Source organism: Bernardetia sp. (genome assembly GCF_020630935.1).
Classification (GTDB): domain Bacteria; phylum Bacteroidota; class Bacteroidia; order Cytophagales; family Bernardetiaceae; genus Bernardetia.
Genome location: NZ_JAHDIG010000054.1, coordinates 1 through 18,491 on the forward strand (window position 1 = coordinate 1; position 18,491 = coordinate 18,491).

Genomic DNA, 18,491 nt, shown 5'->3' on the forward strand with positions numbered 1-18,491 from the left:
CTATGTCTAAAGTTGTCGAAGTTGGATTGTTGCCTGCCATAAAATTTGTGGCTGCGCCTGTGGGCGAAGAGCAGGCAGACAGAGTTGTAAAACTAATCTCACTTCCATAAGAAGTTCCTTCGCTATTAATGGCATAAGAACGAACATAAATAGTGGTGTTAGAAGGAAGTCCTGTTACTGTTTGGCTGAAAGCTCCTGTTCCTGTGCCTATTTGTACTTTATTATTTGATGTAGTGGGTGTTGTATTAGTATCCCAAACAATTCCATGTTCTGTTACAGTTGCACCTCCATCAGTAGTTACATTGCCTCCTAAATCGGCTGTGGTAGCTGTTACATTGCTTTGTGTGGTTGTGGTTACTGTGGGAGTAGTAGTCGAACTAGTAATCTCCACTTGGAATACTAAGTCAAGATCAAAGCTTGATCCATTAAAGTATAAACTACCACCTGAGTACGTGCTAGAACCTGTATTAGCATAATGAATAGATGTTATATCAAATAGAAAAGTATAGGAAGTTCCACTGGTTACAGATATATTGAGCCCACTCACATCTACTTCTCTATAATCAGAACCATTAGATGAAGCTGTTACCTCTATATTAGGAACAGTACCTAAAACTGTCCCACTAACACCGTCTCCAGCACGGATAGTCATTGTTTTACCTATTCCGACTGTACTATTTGCCATTACAAACCTAATTTTATCTAATGTCCCTGATTGACAGGCAGTAAAACTCTGACCAATATTTCCATCTGCTTGAGTTATATTAAGGTTAGGATTTGATACTGTACACAGACCTGCTGATAACGTCATAAAACTAATCTCACTTCCATATGAAGTACCTTGACTATTAATAGCATAAGAGCGAACGAAAATAGTAGTATTGGAAGGAAGCCCCGTTACTGTTTGGCTGAAAGCTCCTGTTCCCGTTCCAATTTGTACTTTATTATTTGCGGTTGTTGGAGTTGAGGAAGTTGCCCATACAATACCTCTTTCTGTTACAGTTGCTCCTCCGTCAGCAGTTACATTGCCTCCTAAATCGGCTGTGGTGACTGTTACATTGCTTTGTGTGGCTGTGGTTACTGTGGGAGGGGATAATACTACTGGTGTATTATAAGTACCTGTAGCATGCATAATACGCTTATCATTACTTGCTATTCTTCTGTCAATCAATACTGCTACTCTGTTAGAGTTATTAAACCCTAAACCAATATACCTATGAAGACTATTAGAACCATCTGGATTATCATAAGCTGTTTCTATATTCCAAATTGTTCCTCCTGACGGAAATGTAGCAAGTTTAATGTTGTCGTTGTCAAAAGCATCATAATAAGCAATTATTTTATGTCCATTAGAATTAATGGCTAGTTCACAACCATTTCCTATTTCTCCATTATCAATAACAACATCTACCCAACTTCCACTTGTGTTATTAATGTACCTCAAATCTGCATTAACTGATTCATAATAAGCTACATGTATTTTATCATTTGCATCTATTTGTAAAGAATTGTAGGAAGGGCGACTACTTGCACCACCTGTTACAATTCTTGTAGTTACCCAACTTCCAGAAGCATTTGTTGAATAATCTAAATGGTCAGTAGTTCCCTCATCTCTCATATAAGAGATATGAGCTTTGTCATTAGAGTCAAACTCTAAACTAGGGTCTTCCAAATCTATAGATGAACCTGTAAAACTCACAACGTCTGTTGTGGTAAAAGATGCACCAGATTTTTCAGCATATACTAATTTATAATCAGTAGTACTATTTCTTATTACATATACAATACTAGGGTTTCCTGTACTATTAACAGCTACATCAAATTCTCTAGTACTTCCATTGGAGCCAGTGGCTGCAGTCAGTTGTGTAAAACTCCAACTTCCACCATTATACATTCCATACACCAATCCTCTCATTTGTGTACAACAAGCATTGTTTTGAATATAGCGAGCAGCAATATGAATATTACCAGAATTATCAATTTTAATTGAAGTTCCATCTTGAAAGGCATCAACGTTGGTTATTCCAATAAGGGCTGGAGTAATTTGATGTATAATACTCCAAGTTGTACCATTCCAACGAGCAATGTCTAGTCTTCCAGTTTTTGGATCACTTGGATTGTTTGAACTTCCATCGTCATGTCTCCAAATACCATAAAAATCTCCTGTTATAGGGTGGATTGTACCTTCTACAAAAGAGTTGGTATTATCAACAAGTGTACTGAGTTCTCCTGTATCCCAAGTGGTTACTTGTGCCTTTGCTGTTGAAAATAACAACAGAAATCCCAGTATGGGATAAATTAGTAGTGTTTTTAAATGCATAGTTTTTTAGTTTTGGTTGAATTGATGAAATTTGATAAGCAAAAACAATTTTTTATGAAAAGAATATTAAAAAAGTACAATAAAGTAATTTTTATTACCTACAAAATAGAAAAATATTGAATAATAAGCAATAAATTTAGAGTTTTGTAAAAATACTTTTGTGGATTCAATCTTGATCAAAAAAATATATAACTGATACTATTTCAAAAAATATGATAAGTTAGAAATTTTGATTATTTTTAATGAGTATCACAATCAAAAACTTTCAATTATGAAATTTTTCAAATTACACATTCACTATATTTTCTTGCTAGGATTAATTTTCATAATCAATCAAAATCTACAAGCTCAAAAACTTACAGAAGAATATTGTGTCAAACACTTCAATTTAGATAAAGGAGTTGCTATCGAAGGTTACGATGTTGTTTCTTACTTTGTAGAAAATAAGCCGCAAAAAGGAAAGCCTTCTATTTCAGCAAGATACTTGGGAGTAATTTATAGATTTGCTACTAAAGAACACCGAGATTTGTTTATCAAAAACCCTCAGAAATATATGCCTCAGTATGGAGGTTGGTGTGCCTATGCAATGGGAGCAAAGAATGAAAAAGTAACGATGAATCCAGAGAATTATAAAATTGTAGATGGAAAACTCTATCTTTTTTATAAAAACTTCTTTACTGATACGTTAGAGGATTGGAATGAAGATGAGGAAAATTTAAAGAAAAAAGCAAATGAGAACTGGTCGGAAGTGAAATAATACCTTATTTTGTAATTTATAAACCTATACCCTTGGAAACGGCATTGTGATGGGCTTCAAAGTGGAAGATGGAAAGCCTGTGAGTTTTTCCTTTATGGAAGATGTTTTTGAGAAGATTTGAGTCTAATTATTTCAAAGCCGTGTTATGCAATAGGCAAAACACGGCTTTTGCATAGCTCAATGATTACTTTCTAATAAAATATACTTTCTTAATTTGGTTATTTTCTATTTTATAGATAGCCACAGCCTCAAACGTTTCCATTCCTTGCATTCCACTGACTTTTTCGTGGTCAATGACTGTATTTCCTAATACAATTCTGTTGACTAATTGACAGTGTAAGTTGGGAGAATTTTTAAATAACTTTTTATAATTTTCTCTCATCCATTCTTTGCCTTTTCCATAAGATTGATTTGGGAAAAGATAGATTTCAACATCCTCATCGTAAGGCTTTACAAATTTTTCTAAATCTCCATTATTATAGGCTTCTAGTTGAGCTTGTGCTAACTGTGCTGCAACAGGGTTATCATTTGGAAGGATAGAAATAGGTTGAGTTGCTTTGTTAAATTTTACATTTTTAGCTCCAAAATTAGATATTTCAAAGCCTGTAATATTCTTTTTTTCGTCTTCTAAAAAGTTTATCGTTACATAAAAGCTAATTATGCCTTCAAATTTATTTTCTCCAGTTCTTTTTAGCTCAATCGTACCAAGTCTGTCGTGTTGCATAAATAAATTTTCATCTTTTATAGCGACTTCATAATTTGTATTGAGTTCAGAACTATAATAATTTCCAACAAACTTATTTATATCTGATTGATAAACTTCTTCATTTGAATTGTCGGTTTTGGGCTGTTGTACGGTTTCTTTTTGAGGTTCAAAATCATCTTTTAGATAAAATTCTGCGATTTTCAATCCGTTGCCTAGTCTGTCAAAATCAATATCATTACTAAGTAGAATAACAGAAAATTCTTTTTCTGGAAATCTGACTAAATAGCTTCTAAACCCTGCATCACCTCCAGTGTGATTGTATAATTTTATACCACGATAATTTCTTACAAACTGTCCTTTGGCGTGGTAAATAGTGTCTCCATTCAGAATAGCTAGAATATTTGGTTTTCCATCGTCTAACAGAGAAATTTCGTTATATCTCTCAATAAGTTTTGGGTCGCCAACAATAGGTTTTTCAAAATTCATTGTCCATTTCGCTAAATCTTCAGCAGTTGTGAAAACACTTGTAGCTCCAACATTTGAATAATTTAGCTTTCTCTTTTCATATTTTTTATCTTCAAGTTCATACGAATAGGCTCTGTTCTTTACAATTTTTTGATGGTCGTCATACACTAAAGAGTTTGTCATTGCTAGAGGTTGAAAAATATTTTTCTGTACATATTCTGCAAAAGACATTTTCGAAACTCTACTGACAATTTCTGCTAAAAGAGTAAAACCTGTATTGCTATACTGAAATTGAGTTCCTACTGGAAAGTTTAACTCTTTTTGCATACTAACCATTTTCAAAATTTGTTCAGTAGTTATCACATCGTCCATTCTCCAACCTGCTAAAGTTAGTAATGACCATTGGTCTTTCAGTCCACTTGTATGAGAACACAAATGACGAATAGTGATAGGCTTGTCAAAGCTGGGAAGTTCTGGGATATATTTTTGTACATTATCATCTAATGAAATTTTTCCTTCTTTTTCTAAAAGATAAATAGCAAAAGTCGTAAACTGTTTGGATACAGAAGCTACGTGAAAAACAGTTTGGGGAGTAATGGGAATATCATATTCCATATTAGCCAAACCATATCCTTTTTTGAATACAATTTTGCCATCCTTAACAACTGTAATAGCTACTCCTGCACTTTGAGAATTATATTGAGAAAATAAGCTATCTATCTGCTTATCTTGAGCAAAACAATGTGTGCTTACCAAAAAACAGAAGAGAAAGAAAAATTTGATTTTAAATTTCATTTTTGGTTATTGATTGTATGAAAAAAGTAGCCTCAACAGTAGAAGTGAGGCATTTTAAAGTTAGTTGGTAAGATATGTTGTTAATTCATTACAACCTATCAGCACTTTTGACCTTTTTTAGTATTTATCCTATTTTTCCTAAACTCTGCTATTTCCTTCCAAAATTCCTCTAGTAGTATTGAAATCTTAGATTTTATATTTCTTCGTATTGCGATTATGCCGTGAATAATGGGAAGCTATTTGAATCAGATTCTTTACTATTGGAAATGAAAAATGGTACTTCTTTTTATTTAAAGGATTATAAAAAATAAATACCTTTGTAGAAATATTTTTTGCTAAAACTCATAAAAATCAATCAAATATGAAGAAGGTAAGTTTGTTTTTTACTGTTCTGTCTTTCTTGGTCTTATTCATTATTTCAGCTTGCCAAAGCTCTAAAAAAGTAACAGATGGTGGCTCTGAGGCAGATAGTTATACTTCTCAAATAAAAGCCTTTCAAAAGGAAATGAATGAGAGCTACAAAAACCCTAAAGAATCTCCTTTAGAAGAAAAGGATAGAAAGAAATTTACATCTCTGCCTTTTTTCAAGATTGATGAAGATTATAAGGTAGAGGCTAATTTTGTCAGAACAACAGACGGAAAACCTTTTCAGATGCAAACTACAACAGATAGAAAACCTATTTATCAAAAATTTGGCGAAGTGAGTTTTACTTTACACGGAAAAAATCATACTCTCAATGTATATCAAAGTCAAGATTTAGCGCAGCAAGAGGAATACAAAGATTATCTGTTTCTGCCTTTTACTGACCTTAGCAACGGACAGGAATCTTATTATGGAGGACGTTATATCGATTTGAGAATTCCAAAAAGAGAGACAGCAGATGGGCAGGAGTTAGATAAAATAACGATTGATTTTAACAAAGCCTATAATCCCTATTGTGCTTACAATAAGAAATATTCTTGTCCTATTCCTCCACAAGAAAATCATTTGGATATAAAGGTTTTAGCTGGTGTGAGTTATGAAAAACACGAATAACTTATTTACCAAAATCTAAAACGCTATTAAAACGATAGGTTTTATGTGGTTGAACTGAAACGCCTAATGTTTTATATCTACCATCTAAACAGATTTTGCGATGTCCTAGACTGGGCACGCCCGAGTCAATCAGAAGTTGCATTACAATATTGAGTGCATCAAACTGTCCGTAGGAACAACATTCTCCAGAAAATTTTGCTACGCAATTTGAATTAGCTAGGCGTGCATGTCCGACGTATCCTTTTTTGCCAGACGAAATAGCGTGGCATTTTGCACTTTCAAATAAATCTTTTTGTGGATAAAGTACACCAACAGGCTGCATGTTTTTCATTGTTTTGTAAAGCGAACCTGTATAATAATCTGACAAATTCAAATTTTCGTGTGAGTTCCACTTTTTATATTTTACCAAAAAAGTCTCTGCAAAAAGAGGTGGATTTAGCCGAGCCAAATTGAGATAGTAATACACTAGCTTTTCATTTTCTGTCAGATAGTCTATGTTTTGGGCTGTGTGAGCAATATTGTATTTCGGATTTTTCCATGCTGGAACGGCTTCTAAAAATGCCTTTTCATGAGGTAAAATATCCATTACTGTATTGCTTTGGTTAAGAGCTTCTGTATAGTTACTGATGGTTTCGTCTCCACTTTCATTTTCTTTTATTTCCAACACTTTTCTGTCAAATTTTGTAAGGCGAGCCGAAGTTTGTCCTTTTTTTAAGGTGGGAAGAATAGAAATGCCAAAAAAAGTAGTCTTTTCAGAGAGTAGAATTTGCTTGGCTTGGTTATTCGATTGCGATTTTAGAATAGACATCAAGAGTCGCATTCCTGTATTTTCGTAATACATAGAAGATGATGTTCCACTCACTTGAAAATTAGGACAGCTTTCATCTTTATTATAACAACTTGCCAAAATACATTCTTCTCTCATTGGAGCAACAGCAGGAAGAGGACGCATTTTTTTGAGTTCTTTGGAAAGTTGTTGAATATCTTTGCCAAACATAACCACGTAGCCTAGTGAGTTTGCGCTATTCCAATCTGTGCATTTATCTAAAAAGGTCTCTGCAAAAAGTGAAGGATTCAGACGCATCAAATTTAAAAAATAATAAAATTTTTTTTCCTCCTCATTTAGGTAATTTGCATTTTGGGCTGTACTAGCTGCATTGTATTTTTGTTGTTTCCACTCTGGAATCCATTTTTGGAACTCATTGCATTGAGAATAGGAAAAATGAAGTACGCCAAGATATAAAGCTATAAATAAAAGTGTTTTTTTCATAATTGGAAGATTGAGAAGATGATATGTGTTTTTCTAAAATTCAATTTACTTGCCAAAAAGAAGTATGCAAACATTTGATGCACGAAAAGGAAAGCGACTACCCTATGAAATAGTAGCAGATATGCGTTTTTTTGGATTTTATATTGGTAATGATACTCTACTTATTCAAGACGATATTGATGTAGATATTGTTTATGAAAAATCAGAGCATTTGGGAATGCTTTACGCTTTAGAGTTATTTGGTAATTACAATGCAAACGGAACGAGTAGTAGAGGAAATAAGAAAAGTTTTATTTCTACAAAAGAGTATGTAAAATCTTTGTATCAAAAATCTAAAATCCCGTCAAATAAATTTCCATTTACAAAAAATGAATTACAAGAAAGTGAAAATTGGCGCAGTACAATAGCACGTTTTTTTATAGATTTTGGTTTTAGAACATTGGATACAGAACCCTTGAAAAATCTTGAAGAAGATTATGCAGAATGTTTTTTAGATTATGCAGGCAGTCCGTTAGAGGCTTTGACAGCACTTGTTTGCAATATCGTTCGGTTTGATAAAAACTATAATGTGATTAATGAAGAATGGATGCGCTACCGAGCTAGTCAGATGATACGTTATTATAATGATGATACTTACAAAGTCACCCCAAAGTTTAAAGTTTGGGAAACTTCTCTTTGGTGTTAATAGCACTTGATATTAAGTGAACTAACTCACATAGTAGAAGTCATCACATAAAAAAGCAACTCTAGCTTAATTTCTTCTTACTAGAGAAGAGTTTTAAGATAAAGTTGCTTTAAAATGTTAATGTTTAAAAAAAGTTGTAGAATACTTCTACTCGTTCGAACCAATATTTGTTGTTGCTACTACAACTTGTAAGCTATCTGCACTAAGGTGTACATTTACATAACCATTATAGTTTAATAGTTCGTCATAGCCTAGATTTACAGTAGCCGTACTTGTAGAGTTTTCAACAGGGCCAATATTAAATGCAACTGGGCCATTACTTTCTTTATCTCCATCATGAATGTGAGCAGGGTGTACACCTCCATCAGGTGCGCCAGTAAGGGCTATTTGTACAGTAGTTGTTGAAGAGGTAGCTTCAGTAAACGTAACTGTCCCCCCTACACCAGCAGCTACTGTTTCTAGTGTATATGTTTTTGTTTTTAATGGCTCTTCATCGTCATCATCATCTCCACAACTAACAGCCACAAATGCAAATAATACAAGCATCATACTCCATAAGGCAGTCTTCCAATAGTTTTTCATAATAATAAAAGGATTTAGTAAAAAATAAATTTGGCTATCTAAACAGTTTTTGTCAGTACATTGTTTTATTTATTTTATGTTTTTTTAATTTTTTTCTTGAAAATGTACAAATTTTAATGATAGAGTTTATTTATCAGAGTAGTAAAAAGGAGCTTAGATGTAGTATTTCATCAATACAAGATGAGCTTAAAATATTTGAAAAAGATAATATTTGTTTTTCACGATTCTAAAACAAACTAGGGTTTGTACACCACAGAATAGTATTGATACAAAAATAAAAAACCGTTAGAGTACTGGACATTAAGATAAAAATTTTTTGGTGTTGCTTTACTAAAACACGAAAGAACGGTACTTTTCCCTGTTCTGTGACTCACAGAACAGAAAATATCTATGAATGCCCAGTACTTTAAAAAACGGTTTTTCCTATCTATAAAGATTGTATTTTATTCAAAAACCTAAAATCTATATTCTGAATATATTATAAAGTCAGCCAACGCACTAAAGGCAGTAATTCATTTTCCCATTTCCAATCATAAGCACTCAAGTAAAGAGTTTCTCCATTGGGGTAAGAAAGTTCTATCTCATAAATATTTGAATTATCAAGCTCCATAATTGGTTTTTCGACATCTTCTACCAAGAGTGGTTCTTTATGAGAAGTTTCTTCATGATGCACATGAACTGTTTGAAACTCTACCTGTACGCTATTCCATTCTTTTTTGCGAAGCATTCTTTTGAGTTCCTTATTTTGATTGGGTAAATCCCAACCCAAGACATAATTTCCTTGCATTTCTATCCACTGACTACCTCTTGCTAAATACTTTTTTGTATTTCGATAAGAAATAAGACAAGAAACAGGATTTTGTAATCTATAATTTTGATAGAGAGAACGCAAACGCAAACGAGCAATAAATGGGTTTTCGACAGACCTAAAACCATGTTGATAGTTTCTAGTAACAATCTGTTTCCAATTTGCCCAAGCAATACGGCTTTTTGGAAAAGTGTGTTCGTGAACCGTACGACTTTGCATAGTGCTGCCAATAGCTCCGTGTGTTACCCAAATTGTTTTTCCGTGAAGTTCTCCCTCCCAAAACGCATTTCCCTTTACCATATAAAGAGTAGCAGAGTAGTGTTCATCTTCTCCCAAAGAATACATTCTAAATGTGCCATTACATTCATAATCCCATTCTTCTTCCGTTGCCAGCTCGTCCATCCAAAGAGAAACCTCCGACTGAATAGCATGAAAGCCTTTATTCCGAAGTTCGTTTTTCACATCCAAGGTAGTTGTAAAACCACGTTTTTTGAAATGCTCGTGTGCTGTAAGTTGTACATCTATCAAAGAGAGTGTTTTCATAGTAGATTATATTTAGAGTTGAGAAGTTTTGTTTTTTTCAACTTTGACAATGGTCTTGACCTTGTCAATAGTTAGTTATTTTAGGAAGATTAATAATGTATCTCTACCAAGTAGCGAATCGTACATTGATTTTCTTTGTAAATGATATATTCGTTGTTGAGAAGGTCAATACCACCTTTTGCAAAAAGTGAATCGGCTTCCGAACTTTGTTTTTTGAGATTTTCATAGGTCAGAGAAGCACACCAATCCTCATACTCTTTAATTTTGAGTTGTCTTCCTGTATGGACTTCATAAATGGCTAAAAATGCTTTTTTGTCATTGCCACTCGTCCAAAACGAGCCTGCTAGTGAGGTATAGTTTAATGATTTTCGGCATTTGTCGGCAAAATATAATCCGTAGCCAAACATTTTTCCAGTAATGAGTGCATTGGTAGGACGCAAAACTAAGCCTGTTTTTAAGATAGAAAGCCAGTTTTCATTTCGGCTACCATGCCAAAGTAAATCAGTTGTTCTGTATTTGCTTTTTCGCAGAGCATTTGTAAATATTTGTTCTTGGGCGATGTCTTTTACTGAATATGCGTTTACAAACTTGCCTACCTCTTCTTGCATCATTTTCTTAATACGTTTTATTTGGAGAGCATCTTCTGGTTTTTTTTCATCCAAAATATCGACTTCTATGCCGAGTGTATCCAAAAGTGTAGTATCTGTTTTCCTTGATAATGGTGTGCTTTTATAAGATTTTGCCTGTTGCTGTCTCAGTTCTACCTCCCCACGCATTACATCAAGTGTTTCTTGTTCGTATCTCAAAATTTGCCTTGCCTGCTGAATTATCTTTTTTGTAACAGTTTTTCCTGCTGAATATTCTAAAAGGTGGTTTTGTACAGTTTTCATTGCTCTAGGAATGATGCCATAGAGTTCTATTAGTAGTGCGTTAAAACTTGTCGTATCAAAGTTTTCTACATTTTTTTGAGTAATCTTATGAGATTTAAAATCTACTTTTTTAGCCAAACTGTCTAATACATTTTGAGCTTCCTCTACTTGTGCCATCGTAACTTCGGCAGCCGAAACTTCATAACTTTGGAATAAAGAACGTTGTGAGTAGCGTGTAAGATGACGAAAAAGTTCACGTACTTCTCCATTTTTGATAGCAGACCACGAAGCCAAAGAAGAATTTGCGTTTTTTTGAGATGATTTGTTTCCTAACTCGTCTAAGAAAAGGTGTGTTACATCTTTGTAGCCTTTCCGTACTTTTTCTCTGTATTTGCTTTCCCACTCGTACATAGAATATTCGTTTACGGCTGCACGCTGTCCCACTCTTCCATAAGAAACTGAAAATATTTCGTCAGAAACTTGGCGCATTTCATAATATTTGTTGTTATTGACAGCCGTTACCATTACGAGTTTGGCTACTCTAAGCGTTTTGAAACCATCTACTTTTACATTGGTAGAAATTAAATTTTGCATAATTGATAGATAAATTTGGTGTACAAGAAAATGATGTTTTTTTTAGCAATACTTTTAAAATCTCATCTTTAAAAGCTAATTTAAGAAATTAATGCTAATTATTATAGCAATTACTAATTATTTATACAACAAATTTAACAGAGTAGGTCGTAATGTATATGAGGACTAAAAAAAATGGCAAAATTATTTTGTGATTTTGAAAAAACTGTATTCCATTAAGTTTTGAAAACTATGAAAGTCAATCACATTTTTACTGTTTTTTTGTTGAGTACAATAATAGCTTTCGCTACAGCTTGTACTGAGCAAGACGAGCAACCTAAAACATCTGATACTCTGCTTTATCTTTGTAGTTATCAAAAAGAAGGCACAACTGATTCTTTAGAAAATCCTTGTGAGGGGAATACTTTTATCAAACATTTGTCTGGTGAAGGAGTAGTAAAGTATGATTCTGCATTGAATAGTTATGCTATTACAAATCACGTAGAAGGCACGATTGATTGTATTATTGTTACGCTTCTTTGTGGAGAAAATTATAGCTCATTGGTAGATAAAGAAATTGAATACTCCTGTGATTATTACGAATATGAAAGGCTTTATGAATTTCCTTTAGTTGGAACAGAAATTTTTGTAGCTAAAAACATAGATTATTCAGTCAAGTGAATTATGAGTATATAGAAGGGTGTACGACAAATTTCCCTTTTTGCAAAAGATTTAATATTTCGTTGCTCTGCAACTCTACTTTCTACACTTTGTTTTATTCTACCAACAGAACGTTGCTCTGCAACTTGTGTTGAAGGGTATAAACGCCAGCTATTTTTGCTAAAAGCTAATAAAAACGTATTTTTTGTAAAAAAAGAGCGTAGAAAAAGTTGCAGAGCAACATCATATTTGTAGAATGAATTATCATATATTTATTGGGGAGTTGCAGCGCAACGAAATGTAAAGGCTATTTTTTTGCTATAAAATCAAAAAGGGATTTTTGTCGTACACCCATATAGAGTAACTGTATTTTCCGTACCTTTGTTTTTATTTCATTTCTAAAAAGTAAAATCTGAAATTTATGATTCGTCCGATATACGTATATGGTCATGCTGTGCTTAGAAAAAAAGCAACTGATATAAAACAAGATGGTTCTATTGATGTAAAAGAACTGGCAAAAGATATGTTCGAAACAATGTATTCGGCTAGTGGTGTAGGTTTGGCAGGACCTCAAATCGGTCTAGCAAAACGTATTTTTGTCGTTGATGGTGGTGCAATGGATGAAGAATTAGCAGGTTTTAAGAAGGTGTTTATCAATGCTGAAATTTTGGAAGAAGAAGGCGAAGAGTGGGTATTCGAAGAAGGCTGTTTGAGTATTCCACAGATTAGAGGAGATGTTTCTCGTAAGCCAAATATTAGAATAAAATATTTTGATGAAAACTGGGAGCAGCACGAAGATACTTTTGATGGCATCGCAGCTAGAATCATTCAACACGAATACGACCACATAGAAGGTATTTTGTTTACAGATTATCTTTCTCCACTTCGCAAACGCCTTTTGAAAGGGAAATTAGATAAAATCAGTAAAGGAAAAATAGGTGCAGATTATAGAACAACGTTGCCTAAGAAATAAATGTTACCAATCCTCGTTGACGGTTCTGACCTCAACGACGGTTATTTAAACGTAATAAAAACGGTTTTTCTTTTTGTGAGAAGAACCGTTTTTATTTGTGATTATAAAAAAATTACTGTCTCTCAAACGCTCCAATATCAGGGTTTGAATCTCTTGGGTTGTCTTCTAAGTCTATTTCTAGCCCAATGTCAAGACCTGCATCTATAGCTGGACTAAGCGAATCTAGCTGATATTTTCCATTAAACGCATCTACAAACATTGGGGCTTGATTCAAAATATTTGGTAAAGAGTTATCTAAAAGTGTCGTTTTCAAAAGATTAGCATTCCAAAAAGTTTGAAAACCTGCCTCTGGACTAGCAAATAAAGTAAGTTCTTCGTCTATACTTCCCCAAATAATGTTATTGATAAAATAAGCATTCAAATCTTCTCTGATAACTTGCTCATTTCCCAAAGTATCTATGAATGCCAGCACGTTAGAAAGCTCAAAAGAAGGTTCTTCTCTGAAAAAATTGAAACCAAAATTTGAAAAAGTATTATTATAAAAATAATAATTTCCTCCTGCACCTGCTGAAAAAGTACGATTTAGGCAGTTATGAATAAGCGTGTTTTGAATAACAACATCAGAATTTAGACAAAAGACACCTGCATCAGCCATATTTCTAATTTCTGTATTCTGAATAATCAAATCTGGAATTGTGTCGCTGTCTGGCGTTCCGAAGCGTATTCCTACTGTCGCATTTTCGATAGTTGTATATGAAATTTTGTTGTTTCTACTATTCTCACCAAAAAAAACTCCAAACCACTGTCCTAGTGCATTTTTAAAACTTTCATCATTCCTAAAACTTCCTAGCGTTACTCTTTCTGTTGCTGTACCGTTTGTCTCTAACGAACCTGCCACCAAAAGAGCTGCATTGGTCAGAAAAGATACTCTCACACCTGCCTCAATCGTAAGTTTACAATTTTCATCTACCAAAACATTTCCCTTTATGATATATGGCTTTTTACCACTCCAAATTGTCTGACAGTCTAAAACAGAGTCTTCTAATAAAATTCCATCTTGTAGCCACACCACAATAGGCAATCGCTCTGTATTACCATTACTTTCCATCACTAAAAAATCTTCTAGTTTTGTAATTTCATCTGAATCCAGTTTTGGAGGTAAAATATCTAAAAAAACACGCAGACTATCATTTCCTCTCAAAAAAATATCATTGGCTTCTTGCTGCTTTGTTCCATTAATAGTCAGACGAAAAGGCGAATTTTCTCCTGTCTGAAGATATAAGCGTGAAATATTTATTGCTTCATCATTAAAATTCTTTACGCTTATACGCCTTACAGGCGACTCAAAACCAGTAAAAAGTGTATCAAAAAAAACTGTATCAGGCGAAAAACTAATTCTGTTGCTCTTGTCTGTACTAATCATTTCGTCTTGTGGCTCACAAGCAAAAAGCAAAAAAGTAGCAAAAAGTGTAATATAAGCCACCCAGTATTTTTGATTAAAAACTTTAAAGTTCTGATTCATTTTCTGAAAGTAATTTTGATGTATAGCGAGTAAAGGTACGAAATATAAAGACGATATTTTTGAGAATAAAGGACATAAAAAAATCCCAATACAGCTTTAAAAATTGTATTGGGATTTTGTTTTTGAGCCTTCTAACGGGATCGAACCGTTGACCTATTGATTACAAATCAATTGCTCTACCAGCTGAGCTAAGAAGGCTTTTAAGTTTTAAAGAGAAGTTTTTCTGTTGTGCTTTCCTTTAATGTGATGCAAAGGTAACACGACTTTTTTAATCCTGCAAGTAAAAATAAATATTTTTTTAACCTTTTGTTGCTTTTCAAAATCAAGTAGTTGATTATCAAACAGTTTTGTTGAAAAAATAATTCAAAAAAAATATTTGTTAGTTTTGTTCGAATTATAAACCTACTAAACTATGGATATTTTAAAAGGAATAAAAGTTATTGAACTAGCAAGCGTTTTGGCAGGACCTTCTGTGGGACAATTTTTTGCAGAATGTGGAGCAGAGGTAATCAAAATAGAAAATCCACTGACTGGGGGTGATGTTACTCGCTCGTGGAAACTACCTACTGAAGATACAGAAAATAGTGTTTCAGCGTATTTTTCGGCGATAAATTGGGGTAAGAAGTCTATTGCTCTTAATATTTATGATAAGGAAGACAAGAATAAGCTCTACAAGGAAATTGAAACGGCAGATATTGTATTGGCAAGTTATAAAAAAGGAGATGCAGAAAAATTAGAGGTAGATTATCAAACACTTAAAAAATTAAACTCTAAACTTATCTATGGACATATTACAGGATATGGGACAGATAGCTATAAAGTAGGCTATGATGCGCTCATACAAGCTGAAACAGGATTTGTATTTATGAACGGAGAAAAACCAAATGAAAATGATACAAGAATAGAAGGAACAAAAATGCCAGTAGCTCTGATAGATATTTTGGCTGCTCACCAACTCAAGGAAGGCTTGTTAGTTGCTCTTTTAAAACGAGAAAAGGAAGGCAATAATTTTGAAGGAAGTTATGTAACAGTTTCTCTATACGAATCTGCTCTTGCCTCACTTGCCAACCAAGCTACTAACTGGCTCAATGCAGGACATTCTCCTCAAAAAATGGGTAGCGAACATCCTAATATTTTTCCGTACGGAACAATTTTTCAAACCCAAACAGATAGCTTGATGCTTGTTGTGGGGAGTGATAAACAATTTTCTGTTTTGTGTGATGTGTTACAGATTGAAAAAGTGGCAAAAGATGAGCGTTTCAAAACAAATGTAAACAGAGTGAAAAACAGAGAAATATTGCGTCCTATTTTAGCTGATGCTTTTCTACAAACAGAAAGTAAAGAAGTTTTGAAATTATTAGAAGAAAATAATGTTCCTGCTGGCAGTGTCAATGATATTCCAAAGGCTTTTGAAAACAAGAAGGCACAAGAACTTATTCTTCAAGATGAAAATAAAAAAATTGCAGGAGTGAAAAATTTTGTAGCTCGCTTTGACAACCAACCACATAATCTGAATCTAGATGCACCTCCTTTATTTGAGAAAAAATTGAAATAATGAGAGGTTATGATTATATTTTATTAGTTTTTATCATTGACTGTGCCAAAAAATCACATAATGTATATTTTTCTTGAAATAGAGTATCTTTTGGCAATAGTTTTTTGTAGCTTGCAACAATTTCTAGTTGGCTTCTAAATCTGTGATTTTAGACCATTATTCAACAAAATATTTCCTTTCTGTTCGTTATATGAATTTTGCTCTGCCCCAAAAAGGCTATAAAACAATATTGTTGTTCTTGACGATACTATCGTGGGTACTTCTTACTGCCTATGGTATGATAGAGCAATATTTATTAATACACGGACACCAAGTCTTTCAGCAAAACTTACCTATTTGGATAAAAGGATTACTCTTTAATGCTTTTCTTCTGTGTACATTTTTTACCATTCGCAGAATTGATGTGCAGAAAGATGATAATGAGGATTTTTATGGCTTCTTATGGAAGGCATTTGGTTCAAGTATTATATCCGTATCATTTTCTTTGATGCTCATTATTTTTATAAGTGTTGCATCAAGTTATTTGTTAGAGCATACCTTGCTTTACAATTTCATCTACCACGTAGATTTTGGACTTTTTGTAGGTTTTTTACTTACTGCTTACCATAAATGGAAACATCTCATAACCTATCAAGCCAATAAATTTATGCGTACGTTGATGAAAACGTATGAATACACCCTGTTTTTTACGCTGTTTTTTCATTTTTTTGGCTTTGAATTTTTTGACCCCTATTCACAAATTATTCTTCTATTTTTGATATTAATGACATTTGTTTTGTCTGTTAATATTCGTTGGATTGCTCATCTAAACTTCAATCATAAAATTCGTTCTATCGGACTTTTATTGATTATTTTGGCAGTGCAAGTATATTTCTTATTTGATTTTTTGCATTATTACGACCTTTCCAAAGGAAAAATACCTGCCCAAACTGTTGAAAATTTAGTGTTTGAACTTCAAAACTCAAAGTTTTTTATTGCGACTTTCATTTTTACAGGAACGTATTCCATAACAAGTGCATTGCTTTTGCTTTTCAACTTACCTACTTCTTCCGTCTTTGAGAAAAAAATAGGCGAGCTGGCTAGTTTTCAAAAACTCTCTGAATCTCTTTTGAGTGGAGATAATGAAAAAGAAGTATATAAAGTTCTTTTAGAAAGTGCTATTCAAACTCTACACGCAGATGCTGCTTGGCTAGAGATTTGGAACACACAGCGAGATTTTATTACAAAAGATATTTCAAGAGATAAAGCCATAGAACTTAAAAAGGTTATCTATGAAAAGGGCTTGGACAGAAGCAAGCCAAGAAAATATTCAGCGATGCAGCTTTTTGAAAAAGAGTATGAAGAGCAAACTTATCAATCTGTCCTTTCTTTACCTCTGATAGCCAACAAAAGTTATTTAGGTTCATTGGTGCTATTAAAAGAAGTTGATAATGCCTTTGATAATGTGGTTATGACCACACTTACCTCTTTTGTAACACAAGCTAGTTTGGCAATTTATAATTTTAGACTCATCACAACAGCTGTAGAGACACAGCGTTACCAAAATGAGCTTAAAATTGCTCACAGAGTGCAGGAAAGCCTTTTGCCAAATATCATTGATGTAGGGAACCAGTTCGAAATCTGTGTAAAGGCTGGTTCTGCCGATGAAGTAGGTGGTGATTATTACGATTATTTTCAAGTTGCGCCCAATCGTTTTGCAGTTATTATTGCTGATGTGGCTGGAAATGGAACTTCGGCAGCCTTTTATATGGCTCAAATGAAAGGGATTTTTCATAGTCTGGTACGTTTAGATTTAAGTCCAGACTTATTTATGGAATATGCCAATAACGCACTTAGTTCTTGTCTTGAACCTCGTCTTTTCATAACAGCAACTTATCTTATCATTGACACAGAAAAACGAAAGATATATTCTTCTCGTGCAGGTCATTGTCCTACACTTTACTACAATGCTAGAGAAGAAAAAGCAGATTTTTTAGATGAAAAAGGTATTGGTTTAGGGATAATCAGAAATGGAACGTATGGAAAACATGCACAAGTTTCTATTTTTGACTACGAAGAAGGAGATATTTTCTTTCTCTATACTGATGGAATCAATGAAGCTCGTCATCCTGTTTCCAAAGAAGAATATGGATATGAGAGAATTAGAAATTTTGTAGAGGAAAATGCTCATTGCAATGTTGCACAGATTGCAGAATTAGTCATTGATGATATTTATCAGTTTATAGAAGGAGACGCCCTACACGATGACTATACAGTAATGGTGATGCGTTTTGATTAACTCAAAGTATTGTTCTAAAAACCATTTTTATCTAACTTTGATAAATTTTTATTTTTTTTAAGAAGTAAGAGAATAAGAAAAACACAAATACAAT

General features: G+C 33.4%; 13 protein-coding genes, 1 tRNA gene and 1 pseudogene. 7 read left to right on the forward strand and 8 right to left on the reverse strand.

The window, feature by feature from the left end; translation table 11 throughout:
- Window positions 1-2,320, reverse strand: a pseudogene (locus QZ659_RS14550) (hypothetical protein); the annotation flags it as partial.
- A gap of 271 nt (window positions 2,321-2,591) precedes the next feature.
- Here QZ659_RS14550 and QZ659_RS14555 point away from each other — a divergent pair.
- Entirely contained in the window at window positions 2,592-3,077 is a 486-nt protein-coding gene (locus QZ659_RS14555; protein ID WP_291726685.1) for a YHS domain-containing (seleno)protein, read from the forward strand.
- A gap of 184 nt (window positions 3,078-3,261) precedes the next feature.
- On the opposite strand, the gene QZ659_RS14560 is transcribed toward QZ659_RS14555, so the two are convergent.
- Entirely contained in the window at window positions 3,262-5,043 is a 1,782-nt protein-coding gene (locus QZ659_RS14560; RefSeq protein ID WP_291726687.1) for a serine hydrolase, read from the reverse strand.
- A gap of 361 nt (window positions 5,044-5,404) precedes the next feature.
- On the opposite strand from QZ659_RS14560, the gene QZ659_RS14565 reads away from it, so the two are divergent.
- Window positions 5,405-6,079 carry a DUF1684 domain-containing protein gene (locus QZ659_RS14565; protein ID WP_291726689.1) on the forward strand — a complete coding sequence of 225 codons (675 nt, stop codon included), beginning with the start codon at window positions 5,405-5,407 and terminating at the stop codon, window positions 6,077-6,079.
- A gap of 1 nt (window position 6,080) precedes the next feature.
- Here the strand turns inward: QZ659_RS14565 and QZ659_RS14570 are convergent, their stop codons facing one another.
- Window positions 6,081-7,349 carry a CAP domain-containing protein gene (locus tag QZ659_RS14570; protein ID WP_291726690.1) on the reverse strand — a complete coding sequence of 423 codons (1,269 nt, stop codon included), beginning with the start codon at window positions 7,347-7,349 and terminating at the stop codon, window positions 6,081-6,083.
- Between the two features lie 64 nt (window positions 7,350-7,413).
- Between QZ659_RS14570 and QZ659_RS14575 the strand changes: the two genes are divergently transcribed.
- Entirely contained in the window at window positions 7,414-8,034 is a 621-nt protein-coding gene (locus tag QZ659_RS14575) for a hypothetical protein (RefSeq protein WP_291726693.1), read from the forward strand.
- A gap of 147 nt (window positions 8,035-8,181) precedes the next feature.
- Here the strand turns inward: QZ659_RS14575 and QZ659_RS14580 are convergent, their stop codons facing one another.
- The 3 genes from QZ659_RS14580 to QZ659_RS14590 all read right to left on the reverse strand — a co-directional run bounded on the left by QZ659_RS14580 (window position 8,182) and on the right by QZ659_RS14590 (window position 11,430).
- Window positions 8,182-8,616 carry a CHRD domain-containing protein gene (locus QZ659_RS14580; RefSeq protein ID WP_291726695.1) on the reverse strand — a complete coding sequence of 145 codons (435 nt, stop codon included), beginning with the start codon at window positions 8,614-8,616 and terminating at the stop codon, window positions 8,182-8,184.
- A 478-nt stretch (window positions 8,617-9,094) separates the two neighbouring features.
- Window positions 9,095-9,967 carry a hypothetical protein gene (locus QZ659_RS14585; protein ID WP_291726697.1) on the reverse strand — a complete coding sequence of 291 codons (873 nt, stop codon included), beginning with the start codon at window positions 9,965-9,967 and terminating at the stop codon, window positions 9,095-9,097.
- 89 nt (window positions 9,968-10,056) lie between these two features.
- Window positions 10,057-11,430 carry an ADP-ribose polymerase gene (locus QZ659_RS14590; protein WP_291726699.1) on the reverse strand — a complete coding sequence of 458 codons (1,374 nt, stop codon included), beginning with the start codon at window positions 11,428-11,430 and terminating at the stop codon, window positions 10,057-10,059.
- A gap of 231 nt (window positions 11,431-11,661) precedes the next feature.
- Between QZ659_RS14590 and QZ659_RS14595 the strand changes: the two genes are divergently transcribed.
- Both QZ659_RS14595 and def read left to right on the forward strand, forming a co-directional pair.
- Window positions 11,662-12,090: a hypothetical protein gene (locus tag QZ659_RS14595; protein ID WP_291726700.1), complete on the forward strand. Its 429-nt coding sequence runs from the start codon at window positions 11,662-11,664 to the stop codon at window positions 12,088-12,090.
- 400 nt (window positions 12,091-12,490) lie between these two features.
- Window positions 12,491-13,042 (forward strand): peptide deformylase, encoded by a 552-nt coding sequence (gene def / locus QZ659_RS14600; protein ID WP_291726702.1) that lies wholly within the window; start codon window positions 12,491-12,493, stop codon window positions 13,040-13,042.
- 112 nt (window positions 13,043-13,154) lie between these two features.
- On the opposite strand, the gene QZ659_RS14605 is transcribed toward def, so the two are convergent.
- On the reverse strand, window positions 13,155-14,564 hold the full coding sequence (locus tag QZ659_RS14605) for a choice-of-anchor Q domain-containing protein (RefSeq protein WP_291726705.1): 1,410 nt from the start codon (window positions 14,562-14,564) through the stop codon (window positions 13,155-13,157).
- 125 nt (window positions 14,565-14,689) lie between these two features.
- Window positions 14,690-14,762: transfer RNA gene (locus QZ659_RS14610), tRNA-Thr, on the reverse strand.
- Between the two features lie 214 nt (window positions 14,763-14,976).
- On the opposite strand from QZ659_RS14610, the gene QZ659_RS14615 reads away from it, so the two are divergent.
- Window positions 14,977-16,119 (forward strand): CaiB/BaiF CoA transferase family protein, encoded by a 1,143-nt coding sequence (locus tag QZ659_RS14615; RefSeq protein WP_291726707.1) that lies wholly within the window; start codon window positions 14,977-14,979, stop codon window positions 16,117-16,119.
- A 127-nt stretch (window positions 16,120-16,246) separates the two neighbouring features.
- On the forward strand, window positions 16,247-18,397 hold the full coding sequence (locus QZ659_RS14620) for a GAF domain-containing SpoIIE family protein phosphatase (RefSeq protein ID WP_291726710.1): 2,151 nt from the start codon (window positions 16,247-16,249) through the stop codon (window positions 18,395-18,397).
- The last annotated feature ends 94 nt before the right edge of the window (window positions 18,398-18,491 follow it).

What these genes read in the sequence shown, in the direction of transcription:
- QZ659_RS14555 (WP_291726685.1), top strand. Translation starts at nt 2,592, where the DNA reads ATGAAATTTTTCAAATTACACATTCACTATATTTTCTTGCTAGGATTA.
- QZ659_RS14560 (WP_291726687.1), bottom strand. Translation starts at nt 5,043, where the DNA reads ATGAAATTTAAAATCAAATTTTTCTTTCTCTTCTGTTTTTTGGTAAGC.
- QZ659_RS14565 (WP_291726689.1), top strand. Translation starts at nt 5,405, where the DNA reads ATGAAGAAGGTAAGTTTGTTTTTTACTGTTCTGTCTTTCTTGGTCTTA.
- QZ659_RS14570 (WP_291726690.1), bottom strand. Translation starts at nt 7,349, where the DNA reads ATGAAAAAAACACTTTTATTTATAGCTTTATATCTTGGCGTACTTCAT.
- QZ659_RS14575 (WP_291726693.1), top strand. Translation starts at nt 7,414, where the DNA reads ATGCAAACATTTGATGCACGAAAAGGAAAGCGACTACCCTATGAAATA.
- QZ659_RS14580 (WP_291726695.1), bottom strand. Translation starts at nt 8,616, where the DNA reads ATGAAAAACTATTGGAAGACTGCCTTATGGAGTATGATGCTTGTATTA.
- QZ659_RS14585 (WP_291726697.1), bottom strand. Translation starts at nt 9,967, where the DNA reads ATGAAAACACTCTCTTTGATAGATGTACAACTTACAGCACACGAGCAT.
- QZ659_RS14590 (WP_291726699.1), bottom strand. Translation starts at nt 11,430, where the DNA reads ATGCAAAATTTAATTTCTACCAATGTAAAAGTAGATGGTTTCAAAACG.
- QZ659_RS14595 (WP_291726700.1), top strand. Translation starts at nt 11,662, where the DNA reads ATGAAAGTCAATCACATTTTTACTGTTTTTTTGTTGAGTACAATAATA.
- def (WP_291726702.1), top strand. Translation starts at nt 12,491, where the DNA reads ATGATTCGTCCGATATACGTATATGGTCATGCTGTGCTTAGAAAAAAA.
- QZ659_RS14605 (WP_291726705.1), bottom strand. Translation starts at nt 14,564, where the DNA reads ATGAATCAGAACTTTAAAGTTTTTAATCAAAAATACTGGGTGGCTTAT.
- QZ659_RS14615 (WP_291726707.1), top strand. Translation starts at nt 14,977, where the DNA reads ATGGATATTTTAAAAGGAATAAAAGTTATTGAACTAGCAAGCGTTTTG.